At 59.8% G+C, this 16,666-nt stretch carries 12 protein-coding genes and 2 pseudogenes; 13 read left to right on the forward strand and 1 reads right to left on the reverse strand.

Going from position 1 to position 16,666, the window contains the following annotated elements:
* The first annotated feature begins 114 nt into the window (after window positions 1-114).
* The 7 genes and pseudogenes from sucC (at window position 115) to IOD17_RS09250 (ending at window position 7,093) form a co-directional block, all read left to right on the forward strand.
* Complete coding sequence (sucC, locus tag IOD17_RS09225; protein ID WP_108488308.1) at window positions 115-1,281, forward strand: ADP-forming succinate--CoA ligase subunit beta; 1,167 nt, start codon at window positions 115-117, stop codon at window positions 1,279-1,281.
* Entirely contained in the window at window positions 1,281-2,168 is an 888-nt protein-coding gene (sucD, locus tag IOD17_RS09230) for a succinate--CoA ligase subunit alpha (RefSeq protein ID WP_233684806.1), read from the forward strand. The genes sucC and sucD overlap by 1 nt, the downstream gene beginning before the upstream one ends.
* Window positions 2,169-2,351: 183 nt before the next feature.
* Window positions 2,352-3,458: pseudogene (locus IOD17_RS19485) on the forward strand (HAMP domain-containing protein); the annotation flags it as partial.
* A gap of 261 nt (window positions 3,459-3,719) precedes the next feature.
* A pseudogene (locus IOD17_RS19490) lies at window positions 3,720-4,313 on the forward strand (methyl-accepting chemotaxis protein); the annotation flags it as partial.
* Window positions 4,314-4,555: 242 nt separating this feature from the next.
* On the forward strand, window positions 4,556-5,869 hold the full coding sequence (gene brnQ, locus IOD17_RS09240; RefSeq protein ID WP_233684808.1) for a branched-chain amino acid transport system II carrier protein: 1,314 nt from the start codon (window positions 4,556-4,558) through the stop codon (window positions 5,867-5,869).
* Between the two features lie 100 nt (window positions 5,870-5,969).
* A complete protein-coding gene (locus IOD17_RS09245; protein WP_233684809.1) occupies window positions 5,970-6,704 on the forward strand; it encodes a DUF599 domain-containing protein in 735 nt (244 codons plus the stop codon).
* Window positions 6,701-7,093 carry an MAPEG family protein gene (locus IOD17_RS09250; RefSeq protein WP_233684810.1) on the forward strand — a complete coding sequence of 131 codons (393 nt, stop codon included), beginning with the start codon at window positions 6,701-6,703 and terminating at the stop codon, window positions 7,091-7,093. The genes IOD17_RS09245 and IOD17_RS09250 overlap by 4 nt, the downstream gene beginning before the upstream one ends.
* 60 nt (window positions 7,094-7,153) lie before the next feature.
* On the opposite strand, the gene IOD17_RS09255 is transcribed toward IOD17_RS09250, so the two are convergent.
* On the reverse strand, window positions 7,154-7,444 hold the full coding sequence (locus tag IOD17_RS09255; protein ID WP_233684811.1) for a hypothetical protein: 291 nt from the start codon (window positions 7,442-7,444) through the stop codon (window positions 7,154-7,156).
* Window positions 7,445-7,633: 189 nt separating this feature from the next.
* On the opposite strand from IOD17_RS09255, the gene IOD17_RS09260 reads away from it, so the two are divergent.
* The 6 genes from IOD17_RS09260 to IOD17_RS09285 all read left to right on the forward strand — a co-directional run bounded on the left by IOD17_RS09260 (window position 7,634) and on the right by IOD17_RS09285 (window position 16,652).
* On the forward strand, window positions 7,634-8,098 hold the full coding sequence (locus IOD17_RS09260; RefSeq protein WP_233684812.1) for a PaaI family thioesterase: 465 nt from the start codon (window positions 7,634-7,636) through the stop codon (window positions 8,096-8,098).
* Window positions 8,095-8,541 (forward strand): PaaI family thioesterase, encoded by a 447-nt coding sequence (locus IOD17_RS09265; RefSeq protein WP_233684813.1) that lies wholly within the window; start codon window positions 8,095-8,097, stop codon window positions 8,539-8,541. Before IOD17_RS09260 ends, IOD17_RS09265 begins: the two co-directional genes overlap by 4 nt.
* 44 nt (window positions 8,542-8,585) lie before the next feature.
* Window positions 8,586-9,851 (forward strand): MFS transporter, encoded by a 1,266-nt coding sequence (locus IOD17_RS09270; RefSeq protein ID WP_233684814.1) that lies wholly within the window; start codon window positions 8,586-8,588, stop codon window positions 9,849-9,851.
* A gap of 81 nt (window positions 9,852-9,932) precedes the next feature.
* Complete coding sequence (gene htpG / locus IOD17_RS09275) at window positions 9,933-11,837, forward strand: molecular chaperone HtpG (protein WP_233684815.1); 1,905 nt, start codon at window positions 9,933-9,935, stop codon at window positions 11,835-11,837.
* Window positions 11,838-11,973: 136 nt separating this feature from the next.
* On the forward strand, window positions 11,974-15,657 hold the full coding sequence (locus IOD17_RS09280; protein WP_233684816.1) for a PAS domain S-box protein: 3,684 nt from the start codon (window positions 11,974-11,976) through the stop codon (window positions 15,655-15,657).
* Window positions 15,654-16,652 carry a response regulator gene (locus tag IOD17_RS09285; RefSeq protein ID WP_233684817.1) on the forward strand — a complete coding sequence of 333 codons (999 nt, stop codon included), beginning with the start codon at window positions 15,654-15,656 and terminating at the stop codon, window positions 16,650-16,652. Before IOD17_RS09280 ends, IOD17_RS09285 begins: the two co-directional genes overlap by 4 nt.
* The last annotated feature ends 14 nt before the right edge of the window (window positions 16,653-16,666 follow it).

The raw sequence follows: 16,666 nt of genomic DNA on the forward strand, positions 1-16,666 counted from the left end.
CTCAGGTTGCTGCGCGGAATATCAGCCGGATTGCTGCAGAAGCAGTCACAGGTGGTGCGGCATCATAAGTGCAGCACCGTATGCGCAATACCTAAACGAAGACGGTAGACAAGCATGAATCTCCACGAGTATCAGGGTAAGCAGCTGTTCGCTGAATACGGCCTGCCCGTATCCAAGGGCTTCGCGGTAGACACCCCGGAAGAAGCCGCAGCAGCCTGCGAAAAAATCGGTGGCACCGAGTGGGTCGTCAAGGCTCAGGTCCACGCTGGTGGCCGCGGTAAAGCGGGCGGCGTGAAGCTGGTCAAGAGCAAAGAAGACGCCAAGGCTTTCGCCGCCAACTGGCTGGGCAAGCGTCTGGTGACTTACCAGACCGATGCTAATGGTCAGCCGGTCAGCAAGATCCTGGTTGAATCGTGCACCGACATCGCCAAGGAACTGTACCTGGGCGCGGTAGTTGACCGTTCCAGCCGTCGCATCGTGTTCATGGCGTCCACCGAAGGTGGCGTGGACATCGAGAAAGTGGCACACGACACCCCTGAGAAAATCCTCAAGGCGACCATTGATCCGCTGGTCGGCGCTCAGCCGTTCCAGGGCCGCGAGCTGGCGTTCCAGCTGGGCCTGCAAGGCGATCAGATCAAGCAGTTCACTCAGATCTTCGTGGGTCTGGCCAAGCTGTTCCAGGACTATGACCTGGCTCTGCTGGAAGTGAACCCGCTGGTGATCAAGGCTGACGGCAACCTGCACTGCCTGGACGCCAAGATCAACATCGACAGCAACGCCATGTACCGTCAGCCGAAGCTGCGTGCCATGCACGACCCGTCTCAGGACGACCCACGTGAAGCCCACGCTGCCAAGTTCGAGCTGAACTACGTTGCCCTGGAAGGCAACATCGGTTGCATGGTCAACGGTGCTGGCCTGGCCATGGGCACCATGGACATCGTCAACCTGCACGGCGGCAAGCCAGCCAACTTCCTCGACGTAGGTGGTGGTGCAACCAAAGAGCGCGTGACCGAAGCCTTCAAGATCATCCTGTCCGACAGCAATGTGGCTGCCGTACTGGTGAACATCTTCGGCGGTATCGTTCGTTGCGACATGATTGCCGAAGGCATCATCGGCGCTGTGAAAGAAGTCGGCGTGAAAATCCCGGTTGTCGTCCGTCTGGAAGGCAACAACGCTGAGCTGGGCGCTAAAGTCCTGGCAGAAAGCGGCCTGAACATCATCGCGGCAACCAGCCTGACCGACGCTGCTCAGCAAGTCGTCAAAGCTGCGGAGGGCAAATAATGAGCGTCCTGATCAATAAAGACACCAAAGTTATCTGCCAAGGCTTCACCGGCTCGCAGGGTACTTTCCACTCCGAACAAGCCATCGCTTACGGTACCCAGATGGTTGGCGGCGTGACCCCAGGTAAAGGCGGCACCACTCACCTCAACCTGCCGGTGTTCAACACCGTCAAGGAAGCTGTGGAAGCCACTGGCGCCACCGCCTCGGTGATCTACGTTCCGGCTCCGTTCTGCAAGGACTCGATCCTGGAAGCAGCATTCGGCGGCATCAAGCTGATCGTCTGCATCACCGAAGGTATCGCGACCATCGACATGCTGGAAGCCAAGGTCAAGTGCGACGAGCTGGGCGTAGTCCTGATCGGCCCGAACTGCCCAGGCGTGATCACTCCGGGCGAGTGCAAGATCGGCATCATGCCAGGTCACATCCACCTGCCAGGCAAAGTAGGCATCGTGTCGCGTTCCGGCACCCTGACTTACGAAGCCGTCAAGCAGACCACTGACGCCGGTTTCGGTCAGTCCACCTGCGTCGGCATCGGCGGTGACCCGATCCCAGGCTCCAACTTCATCGACATCCTGAAGCTGTTCCAGGAAGACCCGAAGACTGAAGCGATCGTGATGATCGGCGAGATCGGCGGTTCGGCTGAAGAAGAAGCGGCTGCTTTCATCAAGGCCAACGTGACCAAGCCTGTCGTGTCCTATATCGCTGGTGTAACCGCTCCTGCGGGCAAGCGTATGGGCCACGCTGGCGCCATCATCTCCGGTGGCAAGGGCACTGCAGACGAGAAGTTCGCAGCCCTGCAAGACGCTGGTGTGAAAACCGTGCGCTCCCTGGCTGACATCGGCAAGGCCCTGGCCGAGCTGACCGGTTGGGAAGTCAAAAACGCCTAAGCGTTGCTGACTGCTCATGAAAGGCCACCTTCGGGTGGCCTTTTTGTTTTCGGCAGGCATAAAGTGGCTTGCAGCAGGTCTACTTCTTGCTGGGCAATTGACTGAGAAAAGTCTCAAGAATGCAGCAGCTGCAGTCGATAAGGCAGCAAATGCCTACTTAATCGCTACCAGAGGGAGTTCTCTATGCGCTGGTTTGCCGATCTGCGGATTGCCTACAAAATTGCCATCGTGCCGGTGGTGCTCTGCGTACTGTTGATTATTCTCGGGGTGGTTTCCTCGTTGTCGCTGCGCAATATCGCCGACCGGGCTGAGGTGGTTACCCGTGATCTGGGGCCGAGTATCGAGCGGGTCGCCCAGGTCAGTGACAACATGGCGCGCTTGCAGTTATCGGTTAGCCAGTATGCGCGCAGTGGTGAGCCGGGCGCCGAATCGCTGATTGCCGAGTTGGACCGCAGCCTGGGTGCGGCCTTGCAGGAGGCTGAAAGCCGACTGAACGATGCCGAGCAGCAGCGTCTGCTGGCGTCTATCCAGCAGTTGCATGTGCAGTACAGCGGGCTGTTTCGTGAGCGCTTGGTGCCGTTGAGTCAGCAGCGTCAGGCGTTGATCAGTGGTGAGTTGAGCGAGCACGGGCCGGCGATTGAACAGGCACTGTCGGCGGTGCTGACCAATGCGCAGCAGAGCTTCAACCTCGATGCGGTGTTCTATGCCAGTGCGGCGATGCGCCATCTGTTGCTGGGCAGCCAGTATCTCTATCAGTTTCTGCAGGAAAATCAGGACGCTCAGGTCACCGCTTTCACCCGTGAACTGGACAACGCGCAAAGCATGATTGGGGTCTTGCGTGATCGCAGCAGCAGTGAGCGCTTGATTGCGCAACTGACCCAGGCGCTGGATAGTCTGGATCGTTACAAGGTTGCGGCTGCCAAGGTGGTTGAGCTGGTCAAGCAGCGTAATGAAGCCCTGGCGCAGATGGACCGCATTGACCCGCAGATCGCCGATCTGGCCAGCCGCCTGCAGCAACGCCTGATGGCTGGCATGCAGGAAGCAGCCAAAACAACTGACAGCACCGTGCTGCAGGTCAACCAGTTGCTCTGGGGGTTGTTGGTTGCTGCGCTGGTTTTCGGTGCGTTGCTGGCCTACGGCGTAGGGCATGCCCTGGTGCGTGGCCTGAGGCAAATCAACCTGATGCTGCACGATATGGCAGAAGGTGAGGGTGATCTGACCAAGCGTTTGCCGATTCGTGGGCAGGACGACCTTGGCCAATTGGCCAGCAGCTTCAACACCTTTGTCGAGAAGATCCGCCAGACCGTTACCGAGGTGGCACAGGCCACTCACACTCTGGAACGGGCCGGGGAAAACCTGCAGCAGTCTGCACAGCGTGCGCATCAGGATGTCGAGCAGCAGCGTGATGAGAGCACACAGATTGCCTCCGCCATGACTCAGATGGCTGCCAGTGCACAAGAGATGGCCAGCAGTGCAGGGCAGGGCCAGCAGCTGTCGCGTGAAACCCGTGAAGCTGCCCATGATGGCTTGCGCTGCGTCGAGAGCAATCGCCAGGCCATGCAGAGCCTGACCGAGAAGGTCGCACGTCTGTCCGATGTGATCGAGAGCCTGAGTACTGACAGCGAACGCATCGGCTCGGTGCTCGCGGTGATCGGTTCGATTGCCGAGCAGACCAATCTGCTTGCGCTCAACGCCGCGATTGAGGCGGCGAGGGCTGGTGATCAGGGCCGTGGTTTTGCGGTGGTGGCCGATGAGGTACGTAGCCTGGCGCAGCGCACCCAGACTTCGACCGAAGAGATTCAGGAGATCATCCAGACCCTGCAACAACGTAGTCAGGCGTCTATCACGGTGATGGCAGAGAGCCGTCAGGCGGTGACCCTGGCTTATGACAGTGCCGAGCAGACCAGTGATTCGTTGCAGCGTATCACCCAGGCTGTGGGCGCCATTGATCAGAACATTCAGTTACTGGTAGCAGCTGCCGCCGAGCAGGCCAAGGTGGCGGACGATGTCGGTTCCGGTGTGGTGCGTGCTAATCAGATCAGCGAACACACTTATGCCACGGTCGAGCAGACGCGGGCTGCCGCGCAGAGTATTCGCGAGCTGGAGCAGCAGTTGAGTCGGCTGATCGAGCATTTCCAGGTGTAAGCGACGGCGCTGGCTTTGGCGAAGTTATAGAAATGCGACATGCACGCCCTGTGGTTCGACGCCTCGACCAGCATGGGTCGTCGCAGGTGCGCCATTGCATTATGGTGCGCCCCGTATTCGGCGCGGCCTCACAAGGGTCAAGTGCGCTGGCGTGAGTGGCCTGTGATCCGCGGCCATCCTGTCCTGATCATGAGTCGGGAAATTCTGCACCTCTCTGACTTCCTGCTTTGGTACTGCTCTTAATGAAAGCGTTGCAACGACTCGACCTTGTGGCCCTTGGCTTTATGACTTTTGCGCTGTTTCTTGGCGCGGGCAACATCATCTTCCCACCCAGCGCGGGCATGGCTGCCGGTGAAAACATCGGCCTGGCGGCGCTGGGGTTCCTGCTTACCGGGGTTGGTTTACCCTTGCTCACCATCGTCGCTCTGGCCCGTGTCGGGGGTGGTATGGCGTTGCTCACTGCGCCGCTGGGCAAGCGTGCCGGTGTGTTGTTCGCGGTCGCGGTCTACCTGGCCATCGGCCCATTGTTCGCCACCCCTCGGACGGCCGTGGTGTCGTTTGAAATGGGCGTAGCGCCCTTTACCGGCGCCAGCAGCACCGCCTTGCTGATCTACACCCTGGCCTATTTCGCCGCTGTGCTGTTCCTCTCCTTGAACCCAGGGCAGTTGGTAGATCGCATCGGTAAATACATCACCCCGGTACTGCTGGCGGCGCTGCTGGTACTGGGTGGCGCGGCGCTGCTGGTACCTGCCGGGGAAATCGGCCAGGTATCGGCGGATTATCAGAGCGCGCCATTTGTGCAGGGTTTTCTGCAGGGCTACCTGACCATGGATACCCTTGGTGCTCTGGTATTCGGCATCGTGATTGCTACCGCTATCCGCGATCGCGGTATCACCGATGGCAAGCTGATTACCCGTTACTCGGTGGTTGCCGGTCTGATTGCTGCCGTGGGGCTGTCGCTGGTTTATCTGGCGCTGTTCTACCTCGGGGCGACCAGCCAGGGTATTGCTGGCGAGGCGCAGAACGGCGTGCAGATTCTCACGGCCTATGTGCAGCACACCTTCGGTACGGCTGGCAGCCTGTTGCTGGCGGTGGTTATCACCCTGGCGTGCCTGACTACCGCCGTAGGCTTGCTGACCGCCTGTGGTGAGTTTTTCGGCGGCCTGCTGCCGGTGTCTTACCGCACGGTGGTGATCGCTTTCGGCCTGTTCAGCCTGCTGGTGGCGAATCAGGGGCTGACTCAATTGATCAGCTTCTCGATTCCAGTACTGGTGGGCCTGTATCCGCTGGCCATTGTGCTGGTGGCGCTGAGCCTGCTGGATGACTTGTGGTGCTCGTCGGCGCGGGTATTCCGGCCGGTGATGGCGGTCACTCTGGTGTTTGGCCTGGTTGACGGGATTGCCGCAGCCGGTGGCAAGGCACTGATCCCGAGTTTCTTCAGCGCCTTGCCGTTGGCGGATCAGAGCCTGGGCTGGCTGATTCCGGTGTTGCTGACCCTGGTGATTGCGGTTGTGCTGGACCGCGCACTGGGCGCGCCGAAGTCTGCCGCCGCCTGATTACTGCTGTTTATCCAAGGCCGCTCACTGAGCGGCCTTTTTGTTGGCCAGCTGAAAGCCTGGCCTGTCTATAATCGGCGCAGGTTAACAAGGAGCCTCCATGCCGATCAGCGACTACTACCTGCCTCATTTGCTTGCCGTCCTCTGGTTCGTGATCTGCTGGGTCGGTTACACCCGCTACGCCCAGGTCAAAGGCCGCACGACACCTTGCCTGGCCAGCGTGCTGCATCTGTATCGCGAGGACTGGATGCGGCGCATGCTGTTGCGTGACAACCGCATCGCCGATGCCAATGTGATCGGCAACCTGGAGCGCAATGCTTCGTTCTTTGCCTCCAGTACCCTGATCATCCTCGCCGGTATCCTTACGGTACTTGGCGCTTCTGATCGAGCCGTGTCACTGCTGGCCGATCTGCCTTTTGTCCAAGCGGCCAGTCGCGGGCTGTCTGAGGTCAAGTTGCTGAGCCTGGGGGTGGTGTTTGTCTACGCCTTCTTTACCTTCAGCTGGTGCATGCGCCAGTACAACTTTGCCGCCGTGCTGGTAGGCTCAGCACCGATGATTGGTGAACGGCATGTTACCGAGCAGGAGCGCAAGGCTTTTGCCGAGCGCACTGCGCGGGTCATCTCAATGGCCGCTCACCAGTTCAACCAAGGCTTGCGGGCCTATTACTTTGGCATGGCGACCCTGGCCTGGTTTATCAACCCCTGGTTCTTCATGCTGGTGACCGCTGGCGTGGTTCTGGTGCTGTATCACCGCGAGTTTCACTCAGATGTGCTGGAAGTCATGGTCTATACCCAGACACCGGCATTTGATCCGCCCAAGGAGAAAAGCGAATGAGTCTGCCGTTCTGGTGCATCTTTATCAGTGCCATCCTGATCTTTGTCGCCAAGGCCCCGGTGGCCAGGGCCATGGCGAAGGAGGGTGGTGGTCGCTACGACAATCACCATCCGCGCGCCCAGCAGGCACGCTTGAGTGGTTTCGGCGCGCGCGCCCTGGCGGCGCATATGAACAGTTTTGAGGCCTTCCCGCTATTTGCCGTGGGTGTGCTGATGGCCCATGTGACCAACAATCACGGTGTGCTGGTTGACGTGCTGGCGGTGACCTTCGTGGTGGCGCGGGTGCTGTACCTGGTTTTCTACTGGGCCGACCTGCACTGGCAGCGCAGTCTGGTCTGGGTAGTTGGGTTGTTGTGCAGCCTGCTGCTGATGCTGACCCCGGTACTTTGAGTACGCGTACAAACAAACAGGCCCGCATTATGCGGGCCTGTTTGCTTTCGGTTGAACGGCTTATTGGCCTTCAACGGCGTCCTTGATTTCATCGCCGGCATCTTTGATGACGTCAGCGGCATCATCGGCAGCGTCTTCGATCTTCTCGCCAGTGGTCGGCTCGTTGCCGGTCGCTTCATCGACTTTCTGCTCAATGGCTTCGCCGGTCTTCTCAACGGCATCACCCATGGATTCGATGGCTTCAGATGCGGACTCCTTGGCTGACTCTACTTTGTCTTCCGGGGTTTTCTCGCAAGCTGCCAGGCCGAGCATGGCGGCGAGAAGCAGGGCATAGGTGAATGGCTTTTGCACGGTAGATACTCCTTGTATGTGATGATCGATGCCTGGTTCCCCAGGCATGGTCATTAAACAGCGTGATTTCGCCGAAGTTCCCTGACATTTGTCTGGCAGAACCGCCAATTGCCACCTCGTCGAGGTGTAGCAGTGGCCGCCAAGGGGTATCATGCACGCCCTTTGTATAGTTGTAGCGGGACTGAAATCATGAGCAATTCCCCCATTCTTGAGCGGGCGCAGCGTTTTTTATCGGTGCTGCGTCATTGCCAGGTGCTCGGCATGGGCGTACACAGCGCAGCCCCAGAGGGGCTGATCCTGCGTTTGCCCTACAGCCCGCAAATTGTTGGCAACCCGGACACTGGGGTCATTCATGGCGGGGCAATTACCACGCTGATGGACACCACCTGCGGCATTTCAACCGTGTGCGTGCTGCCGGAGTTTGAGATCTGCCCGACCCTGGACCTGCGCATCGATTACATGCGCCCGGCTGAGCCGAACAAGGATGTATTCGGTTTTGCCGAGTGCTACCGGGTGACCGAGAACATCATCTTCACCCGTGGCTATGCCTATCAGGACAACCCCGACGAGCCGATTGCCCATGTGGTGGGGGCTTTTATGCGCATGGGTAAACCAGCCGATCTGCAACGTACTGCCAAGGGGGCTGGCCAATGAGCACGCTGAACCTCAACCAGCTGGTGCGTGAAGCCCACGAGCAGAACAACTACGACAAGCTGATCAGCCTGATTCCCTATGCCAAGCTGCTGGGTATCGAGTGCTTGCGTCTGGGCGATGACATGGTGTTTCGTCTGCCAGCCAATCAGGACTGCATTGGCAACCCGACCTTGCCAGCGCTGCACGGCGGGGTGATTGCCGGGTTTATGGAACACTCGGCGATGCTTCACCTGTTGATGTTCATGGGTATTCCACATTTGCCGAAAATCATCGACTTCTCGATAGATTACCTGCGCGCTGGCCATTATCGTGACACCTTCGTGCAGTGCCAGGTCTGGCGGCAGGGGCGCCGTGTGGCCAACGTGGCCATCACCGCCTGGCAAACCAACCAGACCGAGCCGATTGCCACGGCGCGGGCGCACTTCAAGGTGGATGAACCCTGAGTGCGGCACTGACCTCTCGCTGAACCCCTATTAAGGAATACTGAATGGATGCGCTGCTGATTCTGGGTGGCTTGCTGCTGATCCTCGCCGGGCTGGTCTGGCTGGTGATGCGCGCTTTTGCCACCAGCCTGTTGTGGGGCTGGGCCAGTTTTCTGCCGCCGTTCACCCTGCTGTATGTCTTGCGTCATTGGCGCTCGGCGCGTCCTGCCTTGGCGTTGTCGGGGTTGGGGATCATCCCGCTGGTGGTCGGTCTGACCCTGCTGGCCAGCCATGATGCGCAGCGTTTGGAGGCCATCCTCAGTCTGCAATGGCTCAAGTCGCAAACGCCGGCACCGGCGGAACTGGCCATCAATCTACGTGGTGAGTTACATGGCCGGCCCTTCGTGCCGCAACAGGCCGAGCTGATCGACGGCGTATTGAGTCTGCGCGAAGGGCAGGATTTCTTTGCCCAGAGTGAGTTGATAATTCGTCTGCCCAAGGCTGAAAAAGGCCCTGTGCGTGTCGATGTGCTACCGGCTGATGAAGGCATTCTGCCGGAGGTGGAAATCAGCTGGTTGTTGCCCGAGCAGGAGTTGCCCGAAGCGCGGCGCCTGAGCCGGGGGTACACCCTGCATCTGGATTTGCAGCCGTTGGCTCCGAACAAACTGGTGGGCGATTTCCATCTGGTGCTGCCTCCGCAGTTCAAGACCACCCTCAGCGGCAAGCTGGAGTTATTCAGCAACGGCTTGCGCTACCGCGATGGCAAAATTGACCGGCAGTTTGACTCAAGCGACACCCTTGCCCATGTGGTCGAGGACTACCTGGAGCGCCGCTTTGCCACACGTCAGGTGCAGCTGCAGCCCTTGGGTGCGTTGAGCTTTCCGCAGCAGCGTTTTGAGTTGAGCGTGCAGGCGCGAATAAATGGTGAGTCGCAGCAACTGCCGCTCACGCTGCAAAAACGCGATAAGCGTGGCTGGCAGGTGGCCGGTGACAACTTCCCACCCTTGGCCAGCAACGAAGTACTTGCAGCCAAGCCAGCGGCAGTGAGCGAAGCGGTCAGTGCAGTGGCAGCATCTGTCCCTGAGCGGGTCAGCCGGCCTCTGGATCGCCGTGTGCGCTTCAGTCTGGAAGGCTTGCTGCGCAGTCCCAACCGCTATCAGGATCTCAGCATGCGTGCCGTCACCAAACGCGGCAACACCGCCGAAGGACGCTTCCAGGGAATCGACCAACAGGGGCGGATCATCCTGCGCCAGCGCATGAGCGCTCAGGGCGAAGTGACCTATACCTTGCAGCCGGAAGAAATCACCCGCATCGAGTTACTCGAACCTTAGGCCTTGAAATTCCACACGTTGCCCCCACCTGTATGACATCCGCCGCGCTGCGGCTTCGTCAACAAAGTGGAGTTAGAGAGCATGAGTGTGGAAACTCAAAAAGAAACCCTGGGCTTCCAGACCGAGGTGAAGCAACTGCTTCACCTGATGATCCATTCGCTGTATTCGAATAAGGAAATCTTCCTTCGCGAGCTGATTTCCAACGCCTCCGATGCCAGCGACAAGCTGCGTTTCGAAGCGCTGGCCAAGCCCGAGCTGCTGGAAGGCGGTGCGGAGCTGAAGATTCGCGTCAGCTTCGACAAGGACGCCAAGACCGTCACCCTCGAAGACAATGGCATCGGCATGAGCCGTGAAGACGCCATTACCCACCTGGGCACCATCGCCAAATCAGGCACTGCCGATTTCATGAAGCACCTGACCGGTGACCAGAAGAAAGACTCGCACCTGATCGGCCAGTTCGGTGTGGGCTTCTACTCGGCTTTTATCGTCGCCGACAAGGTTGATGTGTACAGTCGCCGCGCCGGTAGCCCGGCCAGCGAAGGCGTGCACTGGTCGAGCAAAGGCGAGGGCGAGTTCGAAGTTGCCACCGTTGAAAAAGCCGAGCGCGGCACGCGTATCGTCCTGCACCTGAAAGCCGGCGAAGACGAGTTCGCCGATGGCTGGCGTCTGCGCAATATCATCAAGAAATACTCCGACCACATTGCTTTGCCGATCGAATTGCCGAAAGAGTTCCATGGCGAAGAGAAGGACAAGCCCGCTGAAGTCGAGTGGGAAACCGTCAACCGTGCCAGCGCCCTGTGGACTCGTCCGCGTACCGAGATCAAGGACGAGGAATACCAGGAGTTCTACAAGCACATCGGTCACGATTTCGAGAACCCGCTGAGCTGGAGCCACAACAAGGTCGAAGGCAAGCTGGAATACACCTCGCTGCTGTACACACCGGCCCGTGCGCCGTTCGATCTGTATCAGCGTGAAGCGCCGCGTGGCCTGAAGCTTTATGTGCAGCGCGTATTCGTCATGGATCAGGCCGAGTCGTTCCTGCCGCTGTACCTGCGCTTTATCAAAGGCGTGGTCGACTCCAACGACCTGTCGCTGAACGTCTCCCGCGAGATCCTGCAGAAAGACCCGATCATCGACTCGATGAAGTCGGCGCTGACCAAGCGCGTGCTGGATATGCTGGAAAAGCTGGCGAAGAACGAGCCCGAGCACTACAAGAGCTTCTGGAAAAACTTTGGCCAGGTGCTCAAGGAAGGCCCGGCCGAAGACTTCGCCAACAAGGAGAAGATCGCCAGTCTGCTGCGCTTTGCCTCCACCCGCACTGAAGATGGCGAGCAGAGCGTCGGCCTAGGCGAGTACATCGCGCGTATGGCCGAAGGTCAGGACAAGGTCTACTACCTGACTGGCGAATCCTACGCCCAAGTTAAGAACAGCCCGCATCTGGAAGTGTTCCGCAAGAAAGGCATCGAGGTACTGCTGCTCACCGACCGTATCGATGAGTGGCTGATGAGCTACCTGACCGAGTTCGACGGCAAGCACTTTGTCGACGTCGCTCGTGGCGATCTGGACCTCGGCAAGCTGGATTCGGAAGAAGACAAGAAGGCCCAGGAAGAAGTCGCCAAGGCCAAAGAAGGCCTGGTCGAGCGCCTGAAAACCGCGCTGGGTGAGCAGGTTGCCGAGGTGCGCGTTTCGCATCGCCTGACCGACTCGCCGGCGATCCTGGCCATTGGTGAGCAGGATCTGGGGCTGCAGATGCGCCAGATCCTCGAAGCCAGCGGACAGAAGGTGCCGGACTCCAAGCCGATCTTCGAATTCAACCCGAGCCACCCACTGATCGAGAAGCTCGATGGCGAGGCCGACGAAGACCGTTTCGCCGACCTCAGCCATATCCTCTTCGACCAAGCTGCCTTGGCCGCCGGGGATAACCTGAAAGATCCGGCTGCTTATGTGCAGCGGCTGAACAAGCTGCTGGTCGAACTATCCGCCTGATCGCTGTAAACCCAAAAAAGCCCGCCATTGGCGGGCTTTTTTGTCGGTGTTTGATTGACAGGCCGGGCAGGCTCGTTTGTCATGCTGTCATTGCGCCACTGGTGCGCATGCACAACCGATGTAGTCTTGGGGTGGTATGCAGTTTCTTGATCAGTTGTTTATCGTCAGTGCTGACCCCAGCGTGCTGGTACTCAGCAGTTACGACCCGTTGCTGGTGCTGATGTCGCTGTGCATTGCGGTGTTCACCTCAGGCATGGCCTTGCAGCTGGCCGGTGTGGCCCGCGACAGTGAAGCCGCCTGGTGGCGGCAGATCACCATCCTCACTGGCTCGCTGGCCCTGGGGGCGGGGGTCTGGTCCATGCACTTTATCGGCATGCTGGCCTTTCAGTTATGTGCCGAAGTGCGTTTTGATCTGGATGTGACGTTACTGTCCATGCTGCCGAGCCTGGCAGCGTCCTGGGTCGCGCTAAGTGTGCTGGCCCGCCGCAATCTGAGCCTATTCCAGTTGTGCATCGGCGGTTTGCTGGTGGGGGCCGGTATCGGCGCGATGCACTACAGCGGTATGGCCGCGATGCAGATGGCACCGCTGCTGCGCTATGACCCCTGGATGTTCGGTGAATCGATTCTGGTGGCCGTTGGCCTGGCCATTCTCGCCCTGTGGGTACGCTTCGGTCTGGAAGGCCGCCTGCCGGCGCTGTGGGCCTTGCTGCTCAGCGCCCTGGTGATGGGCCTGGCAATCAGTGGCATGCACTACACCGGTATGAAGGCAGCACGTTTTGTCGGGATGGCCGAGTCCGATCATCCGATAGCCGTGGTGGACAGCCTCTACCTGGGCGCCGCGATCTCATTGATCACCGTGGCTTTGACGGTTTTCGTGGTGGCGGCCAATGCGCTGTTGCGCTACCGCCGCATAAGCCTGCAACTGCAAGCCAGCGAACAGCATCTACGTTCGATCTTCGATACCGCCCTTGATTCGATCCTGACCATTGACCACACCGGCACCATCCGTTCGGCCAATCGGGCGGCTGCCCGACTGCTGGGGTGGCAGCCGCATGAACTGGTCGGGATGCCGATGCGACGCTTGTTCAGCGAGCAGGATGGCAACACCTACGAGGTGTACCTGCGCAGCTACCTGAACAGTGGCGAGGTCATGTTGTCAGGGGCTGAACAAGAGTTGCACTGCATTGCCCGCGATGGTCAGAAAAAGCCGGTGCGCCTCAGTGTCGGGGTGACCCGTGCCGGCAATCACCCGCTATTTGTGGTGTTCGCCAACGACATCAGCGAACGCATCCATATGGAGCAGGCGCTGCGTGAGAGCGAGCAGCAATACCGCTCGCTGATCAGCAATATCCCCGGTGTGTCCTTCCGCTGCCTGCTCGATAGCGATTGGACCATGCTGTTTATCAGTGATGCGGTGCAGCCGCTGACCGGCTGGAGTGCCGATGACTTCATCAGCCAGCGCCAGTCGATTGCCGCGCTCTACCACCCGGATGATCTGCAACCCGTTGCCGAACAGGTGCAGGCTGCCATTGATCAGCGGCGCAATTACACCGTCGAATACCGCCTGTTTGACCGCGATGGCAAGGAACACTGGATCTGGGAAAGCGGCAGTGCGGTGTGTGATGAGCAGGACATTCCGCGCTGGATTGATGGCGTGCTGCTCGACCAGACCGAAACCAAACTGCGCAACGCCGAGTACGAAGGCAAGGTCAATGCCATCAGCAAGGCCATGGCACTGGTTGAGTTTGACCTGCAAGGCCATGTGCTGGCGATCAACGACAATGCGCTGGATCTGTTCGGTTATCAGCGCGCCGATATGATTGGCCAGCACCACAGCATGTTCTGTGACCCTTTGTATGTCGACAGCGAGGATTACCGGCAATTCTGGGTCGATCTGGCCAAAGGTCTGTTCTCGGCAGGCGAGTACCGGCGTATTGGTAACGGCGGCCGTGAGGTGTGGATTCAGGCGACCTATAACCCGATTCTCAATACCGACGGCAAGCCTTTCAAGGTGGTCAAGCTGGCCACCGACCTCACCCCGCGTCGCTTGATGGAGCAGGAAACCCGCGCCGCGCGTGACCGTGCTGAGGCCGCAGCGGCAGCGCGCAGCAGCTTCCTGGCCAATATGAGCCATGAGATCCGCACGCCGATGAACGCCATCATCGGCTTTACCGAATTGCTGATCGGCACGCCACTGGCCGATGATCAACGCCGTCATCTGCAGACCGTGCAGCAGGCCTCGCGCTCGTTACTCGGCTTGCTCAACGACATTCTTGATACCGCCAAGCTCGACCGGGGTGCGATTGAGCTGGAAGATCTGGATTTTTCCTTGCGCGAGCTGTGTGAGCAGGTCTGCGCAACCCAGCGCCTGAGTGCAGAGAGCAAGGGCCTGGCGTTACAGCTGGAGTACCCGGCGCAGTTGCTGGAGTTCTATCGGGGCGATGCTTTGCGCCTGCAACAGGTGCTGACCAACCTACTGGGCAATGCGGTGAAATTCACCAGTGAAGGGCGAGTGTGCTTGCACGTGCAGGGTGAACCCGGCGCGATCCGCTTGATCGTCGAAGACAGCGGCATCGGCATTGCGGCTGACCGCCTTGAGAAGATTTTCGAGCCCTTTGCCCAAGCCGATGCGTCGATGAGTCGGCGGTTTGGAGGTACAGGCTTGGGCACCACCATCTCGCGCCAGCTGGTCGAGTTGATGGGCGGCCGTTTGCGGGTGGAAAGCATACTGGGTGAGGGCAGTCGTTTTATCGTCGAGTTGCCCCTGCGTGCGGGGCAACGGCTGGCTCCACAGGTGCGTCAGTCGCTGCCACAACTGGCGACATTGCACATTCTCGCCGCTGACGATGTGCCGCAAAACCTGGAGTTGTTGCAGCTCAATCTGCAGCGCCTGGGGCATCGGGTCACTTGCGTGGCGGATGGGCAGGCCGCAGTAGAAGCTTTTGCTAATGGCAGCTTTGACCTGATTCTGATGGATGTGCAGATGCCCCTGGTCGACGGTCTGGAAGCCTCTCGGCGTATCCGTGCGCTGGAGACCGCCGGACAGCGTGCCGGTGTGCCAATCATTGCCCTGACCGCCAGCGTGTTGGACCAGGACCGTCAGGCGGCGTTGGATGCTGGGATGAACGGCTTTGCCTCGAAACCCCTGGACCTTGCCGCTTTGCTCGCTGAAATAGCTCGGCTGCTCGGCGTGGCTGAGGACGCGTCGCCGGCCGAAAGCGAGGCCGCAGCCACGGACGGACTGTTCGACTGGCAGCGTGGGGCCAGCCTGTGGGGCGGGCCGGTACAGATGAGTCAGGCGATCCAGCGTTTCCTTGCTGAGCAGAATGCGCTGGTCGAACACCTCAACAGCATGCTGGATAAGAATGATTGGGACACCGGGCGCAGCCTGGCGCACCGTTTCCGGGGAGCAGCGGCCAACCTGGCGCTGACTCATCTGGCGGGCCTGGGCCTGGCTATCGAGCAGGCGTTCAACCAGCGTGAAGGCTTGCACCTGCGGAGCCTGTTGGCGGAATTGGCGCGGGCACTGACCGCAGTGACCGAAGCCTTGCCACAAGTGCCTGAAGCCAGTACGCCGGCCCAGGCGCTGGACCGTGAGCAGCTGCGTGCTACCTTGCTGCGCCTGCAAGAGGCGGTCAGTCGTGGCGGCCTGGATGATCAGGCTCTCGACTGCCTGACGCGCGGCTTGCAGAGCGCGCCGCACAAAGCCGCTTTGGCGCAGATCCGCCTGGCGCTGGATGATTTCGACTTTGACTTGGCGCAGCAATCGCTGAACGAGTTGCTGAGCCAGTTGCACGACGAGGAACCGCAGACACCATGATTACCCCAGTCGATGCGCGTCCGTTGCTCCTGCTGGTTGACGATGAGGCCACCAACCTGCAAGTGCTGCGGCATATCCTGCAGGATGACTATCGCCTGCTGTTTGCCAAGGATGGCGCGAAAGCCCTGGAAATGGCCGAACGCGAGCGGCCGGATCTGATCCTGCTGGACGTAATGATGCCTGGCATGACCGGGTATGAGGTGTGTCAGGCCCTCAAGGCGCAGGCCCATCTGGAGGCCGTTCCGGTGATTTTTGTCACCGCGCTGGCTGATGTTGAAGATGAAGCACGCGGCTTTGCCGTGGGCGCGGTCGATTACATCACCAAACCGGTCAGCCCGCCGATTGTGCGCGCTCGGGTGCGTACGCACCTGTCACTGGTACGCATGGATGAGCTGCGCCAGACCCGTTTGCAGATTGTTCAGCGCCTCGGCATGGCTGCGGAGTACAAGGACAACGAAACCGGCCTGCACGTGATTCGCATGAGCCATTTCTCCAAGATCCTGGCCCTGGCTGCCGGCTTCAGCGAAGCCGCCGCCGAAGAATTGCTCAACGCCGCGCCCATGCACGATATCGGCAAGATCGGCATTCCGGATGCGGTGCTGCGCAAGCCTGGCAAGCTCGATGAACAGGAATGGGCGGTGATGCGCCAACACGTCGAGATTGGCGCGCGGATTATTGGCGAGCATGCCTCGGGCCTGTTGCGCACCGCGCAGCGCATTGCCCTGTCGCACCACGAGAAGTGGGACGGTACGGGCTACCCCAATGGCCTGAGTGGCGAGGATATTCCGCTGGAAGGGCGCATCGTGGCGATTGCCGATGTGTTCGATGCCCTGACCAGCGTGCGCCCTTACAAGGCCGCCTGGTCGGTGGAAGACGCGCTGGGCTTGCTGCGCGAAGAGAGTGGCAAGCACTTCGATCCGCAGCTGGTCGAGCTGTTTATTCAGCAGCTGCCGGCGATTCTGGAAATCAAGGACCGCTGGGCCGAGCAGGGCTGAGCCGGTAACAGGCT

The organism is Pseudomonas anguilliseptica (assembly GCF_021375795.1).
GTDB classification, from domain to species: domain Bacteria; phylum Pseudomonadota; class Gammaproteobacteria; order Pseudomonadales; family Pseudomonadaceae; genus Aquipseudomonas; species Aquipseudomonas anguilliseptica_A.